At 69.0% G+C, this 4,950-nt stretch carries 5 protein-coding genes and 1 pseudogene; all 6 read left to right on the forward strand.

Features of this window, described 5'->3' with window-relative positions; translation table 11 throughout:
* On the forward strand, nt 1–314 hold a 314-nt coding region (locus tag E0504_RS37315; protein ID WP_207974652.1), incomplete at its 5' end, for a hypothetical protein.
* A 141-nt stretch (nt 315–455) separates the two neighbouring features.
* Nucleotides 456–674 carry a hypothetical protein gene (locus E0504_RS37320; protein WP_112108794.1) on the forward strand — a complete coding sequence of 73 codons (219 nt, stop codon included), beginning with the start codon at nt 456–458 and terminating at the stop codon, nt 672–674.
* A gap of 296 nt (nt 675–970) precedes the next feature.
* Nucleotides 971–1,099 carry a hypothetical protein gene (locus tag E0504_RS53655; protein WP_255565764.1) on the forward strand — a complete coding sequence of 43 codons (129 nt, stop codon included), beginning with the start codon at nt 971–973 and terminating at the stop codon, nt 1,097–1,099.
* 114 nt (nt 1,100–1,213) lie between these two features.
* A complete protein-coding gene (locus E0504_RS37330; protein ID WP_112108793.1) occupies nt 1,214–2,776 on the forward strand; it encodes an ABC transporter substrate-binding protein in 1,563 nt (520 codons plus the stop codon).
* 243 nt (nt 2,777–3,019) lie between these two features.
* Nucleotides 3,020–4,393, forward strand: coding sequence for an NAD(P)/FAD-dependent oxidoreductase (locus E0504_RS37335; RefSeq protein ID WP_112108792.1), 1,374 nt, complete (start codon nt 3,020–3,022; stop codon nt 4,391–4,393).
* A gap of 91 nt (nt 4,394–4,484) precedes the next feature.
* Nucleotides 4,485–4,950: pseudogene (locus E0504_RS53660) on the forward strand (integrase); the annotation flags it as partial.

Consider the following 4,950-nt stretch of genomic DNA (forward strand, 5'->3'; position numbering starts at 1 on the left):
CGGCGCTACCAGATCTTGAATGTCGGGGTCTGTTGATCAGTCCGACCTGTTCGGGTATGGGCTGGTCGCCCGGCACCTACACGATCATCCGGCGGGTCAGGGTCCTCGCCGAGGAGATCTCCCGGGACCCCCGCTCCCGGCGACGGCGCACCATCCCGAATGGTCAGCTTGCTCTGGCGCTGGAAGGTGTCGCCGACCACGCCTGGGCGGTCAGCTTCCTCGTCGCGAACATCCCCACCGACGAGCCGGACGGCATCGGCCGATCATCATCGAGGCGGGCCGGGGACGTGGCGGGGGCCGGTCCAGCCTGGTGATCTTGGCGCTGACGCGGCCGGACAGACATGGCCCGGCCTACTTGGGTAGCCCGGTGGCCAGATCGGCCCCTTGCGCATCTCGGCCGACTTGTATACAACAAGGGTCCTGTATACAAGGTAGATCCGAAGGGGCAACGGTCGATGATGCTGGCCCGGGCATCGATGGCGGGGTCGACCGCGTTCATGGCCGTCGCCGAGCGGTCGTCTACGCGTTGGCATTGGCTCGGCGTGCCTGTCTTTCATGTGGTGTCGGAATCGATGTGCGACGACTCCGAACCAGAGGTGCGCACCGCGCTCGTCGACGCCCGCGTCTTCCCGCAAAGCTGGATCGGGCTGTGGCGGATCGCGAGCCTGCTGTGAGCGGCCGAGATCGCCGTACTCGACGTGAGGAAGGCGCAAAGGGGACTGTTGTGTTTGGAGAAGGCATGGCATGCCATGCCCGGTTGGGCTCGGTGATCAGACGGCGAGGGCGAGTTCGGTGAACGCGGCCGACAGATTGAGATGGTGATCAGCGCCGACGCCGAGTTCGTAGTTACGGCCACTTGCAACAGTGCCCCCTCTCCCAAGGATCAAGGAAGCGAGTTGCGTGGTTCTCACTGCTGCGGGACGGGTCCGTCGCAGCCTGCTGGTGGTGCTGCTGGTCACCATGGGGTGCGGTGGGGTTGCTGAGCCTGACGCCAGGTTCGGTGGCCTCGGTCATCCTGGGTGAGAACGCGACCCCGGAGGCGGTCGTGGCGCTGAACGCGAAGCTGAGCATGGACAAGCCGCTGTGGTCGCAGAACTGAACTGGCTGTGGGATGCGGTGCGGGCACCGCCTCGGCCAAGTAGTCCCCGAGTTGTTCGTTCCTCCTCCTTCCAATCCTGAATGCTGACTCCCGACTGCTGATGAGAGGTCAACAATGATCCGTAGGACGCGATTACTCGCCACCGTTGTCGTGTGCTGTGTGGCGCTTGTGCTGGGGGCGTGTGGTGGTGGCGACGATCCCGCCTCGTCCACGGACGCCTCCGGTGAGCCGGTGGCAGGCGGCAACGGGCGGATCCTCACGCTGAGCGATCCACGCACCCTGGATCCGGCGGCCCTCGGCAACGCGTACGCGTCCGGCGCCTTCCTGGGCAACGCCTTGTACGGGACGTTGATGACCAACGATGAGGCCGGTGAGGTCCAGTACTCGATGGCCGAGTCGTTCACCACGAACGACAACGGCGCCACCTTCACTCTGAAGCTGCGGCCGGGACTGGTGTTCTCCGATGGCACCCCGCTGAACGCCGAGGCCGTGAAGTTCAACTGGGACCGGATCAAGGACCCGGCCGTTGGCCTGGCCAACCGGGCGGAGGCGTCGACGATCGCCTCGTCCGAGGTGGTGGACGACGTCACGCTGAAGGTCACCTTGGCCACCCCTGTGCCGAGGTACGCCCAGTCCGTCATTACCTCGACGATGAACTGGATCGCCTCACCCGCCGCCCTGGAGAAGGGCCAGCAGGCCTTCGACGCGAAGCCGATCGGCGCGGGACCGTTCACTCTGCAGAGCTGGACCCGGCAGGCCGCCATCGAGCTCGTCAAGAACCCCCGCTACTGGGACGCGCCCAAGCCCTACCTCGACCGCCTCACCCTCCGCTCGGCGCTCGACGCCAGCCAGCGTCTCAACACGGTGATCAGTGGGGGGGCGGACGTGGCCGTCGAGTCGAACTGGCTCAACGTCGACAAGGCCACTGAGGCGGGTCTGCCGACCGACGTCATGCAGCTCAACGGCGGCATCTACATCGCACTGAACATGCGCAGAGCACCATTCGACGACATTCGTGCTCGGCAGGCCGTCGCCGCGGCACTGGACTTGGACGCGCTGAACCTCGCGGCCTACAACGGCACCGCGCAGCTGGCCGACACGTTGTTCACCGACGCCTCGCCCTTCTACTCGGAGACGCCGCTGCGCAAGACGGACAGGGCGACCGCGCAGCGGCTCTTCGACGAGCTGGCCGCCGAGGGCAAGCCGGTGTCCTTCACGTTCACCGCCACCCCCAGCACCGATAGCCGGGCGATCACGCAGAACGTCCAGGCCCAGCTCAGCAGCTTCAACAACGTCAAGGTCCAAATCAAGATCATTGATATCGCGGAGCTGGCCGGGCTGCGCACGACCCACGACTTCGACGCGACTGTCTCGTCCGCGTTCTTCCCGGACCCTGAGCCGCGGTTGTGGACGACCTTCCACGGGAGCTCGGCGGCGAACCTGCCCGGTATCGACGACCCGGAACTCAACGACGCCCTGCTGGCCGGCCGGACCGAGGCCTCGGAGGAGGAGCGCAAGGCGGCCTACGAGACGCTGCAGCAGCGGCTGACCAAACTGGCTCCGGTGATCTTCCTCATGCGGGCGGCCCCCAGCACCATCGCGGGCAAGAACGTCGGCGGTCTCGTGCAGTACGGCCTCGGCTCACTGCTGCCCGAGGAGCTGTGGATCCAGCAGTAGCCGCTGTTCCCGGATGACGGATGAGCGGTCGCCGCGTCCCATGAATGCTGGGGGCTGCTGCGTCGTGCAGAGGGGAGAGACGCCGGAAGGTCTACTGGTCAGCAGCCCGGCTGCCCGCGCGTCGCCCCGGCTCGCCTTGGTGTTGTTCGGGCTCGCGGTCGCTGCGGGAACCGAGACCGGGTACACCCAGTCCGTCGCCGTCCGGCCGTCACAGGGGAGCAGGAACCCGGAAAGGGGGAAGACATGACCGATGACCAGTTCGACGTGGTCGTGCTCGGGATGGGGCCGGGCGGGGAGGTCGCGGCCTCCCGGCTGCTGGCCGCCGGCCGGCGGGTGGCCGCGGTGGAACGGGAACTGATCGGCGGCGAGTGTGCCTACTGGGCGTGTGTGCCGTCCAAGACGCTGCTACGCCCACCCGAGGCCGCCGCCGAGGCCGACCGGGCCGTCGGCGTGACCCGCCCAGCGCTGGACTGGCCGGCGCTGCGCGACTACCGGGACTGGATGATCCGTCACCTCGACGACTCCGGGCAGGTCGCCGACTACGAGAAGCAGGGCGCCACCGTGGTGAGGGGCACCGGCCGACTCGCGGGCCGTACCCCCGACGGCCAGCTGCGGGTACAGGTCAACGACCGGATGCTGGCGGCCGACGACGTCATCGTCGCGACCGGCTCGCACCCGGCCCGCCCGCCGATCGACGGGCTGGACGGCGTGCCGGTGTGGACGAACCGGGAGGCCACCACGTTGGCCGACGTCCCCGGCCGGGTGGCGATGCTCGGCGGCGGCGCGGTCGCGGTCGAACTCGGCCAGTTCCTCGCCCGTATGGGCGCCCAGGTGACTGTCCTCGAGCGCGGCGACCGGCTGGTGACCCGGGAGGAACCGCGCGTCGGTGCGCTCACCCAGACCGCGCTGGCCGCGGACGGCGTCGACGTGCGGGTCGGCCGGCAGGTCCGCCGCGCCACCCGCACCGGCGACGGCGCCCGCCTCGACCTGGACGACGCCACCACGGTGGACGTCGACGTTGTCGTGCTCGCCGCGGGCCGCCGTCCACAGGTCCACAACCTGGGGTTGGACACCGTCGGCATCGACGTCGCCGCTCTGGACGGACGCGGTCTGCGGGTCGATGAGCACTGCCGGTTCGGTCAGGGGTTGTGGGCCGTCGGTGACGTCACCGGGCAGGCGCTGTTCACCCACGTCGCGAAATACCAGGGCCGCGTCGTCGCGGACACGCTGTGCGGCCGGCCGCGGCGCGCGGTCTACCAGGGCATCCCACGGGTCATCTTCGCCGACCCGGAGATCGCCGCCGTCGGGCTGACCACCAGCCAGGCCCACCACCGTGGCATCGACGTCGCCAGCACCGAGGTCGACCTGCCCGGCGCGATCGCCCGGCCCTGGACGTACGAGACCAACCCGACCGGCACCCTGGGCCTGCTCGCAGACCGAGGCCGCGGCGTCCTCATCGGCGCATGGGCCCTCGCCCCGCTGGCCGGCGAATGGATCCACCAAGCCGCGCTCGCGATCCGCGCCGGCATACCGCTGGACGTGCTACGCGACCAGGTCGCGCAGTTCCCCACCTACACCGAAGCCTACCTCACCGGCCTCGAACAACTCGATGCATAACCCCAGCCTGCCCTGTGGGGCTCCAGAACCCCGATTCGGGCGGTGACCTGCGCGTTTGCTCGCCGGACAGGGCCTGTGTCGGGCAGGCTGGATGGTCATGGTGTGGTCCCTGCTCTACGCCCTGACACGCAACACTCTCGGACTGATGCTGCTCCGCGTGCGCGGCGACACCGCGAAAGACGTGGAGCTCCTTGTCCTGCGACATCAGGTGGCGGTGCTGCGCCGGCAGGTGAACCGCCCGACGCTGGAACCGGCGGACCGGGTGATCCTCGCAGCCCTGTCCCGGCTGCTGCCCCGGGCTCGGTGGGGTTCGTTCTTCGTCACCCCAGCCACCGTGCTGCGGTGGCACCGTGACCTCCTCGCCCGAAAATGAACCTACCCACGGAAGCCGCCCGGACGGCCACTGATCCGCCGGGAGATCCGCGAGCTGGTCCTGCGCCTCGCGCAGGAGAATCCGACCGGGGGCCACCGCCGGATCCAGGGAGAGCTCGTCGGGCTGGGCTACCCGGTCGGGGGGCCACCGTCTGGCGGATCCTGCACCGCGCCGGTGTCGATCC

It is taken from the genome of Parafrankia sp. BMG5.11 (genome assembly GCF_004337455.1).

What these genes read in the sequence shown, in the direction of transcription:
- E0504_RS37320 (WP_112108794.1), top strand. Translation starts at nt 456, where the DNA reads ATGATGCTGGCCCGGGCATCGATGGCGGGGTCGACCGCGTTCATGGCC.
- E0504_RS37330 (WP_112108793.1), top strand. Translation starts at nt 1,214, where the DNA reads ATGATCCGTAGGACGCGATTACTCGCCACCGTTGTCGTGTGCTGTGTG.
- E0504_RS37335 (WP_112108792.1), top strand. Translation starts at nt 3,020, where the DNA reads ATGACCGATGACCAGTTCGACGTGGTCGTGCTCGGGATGGGGCCGGGC.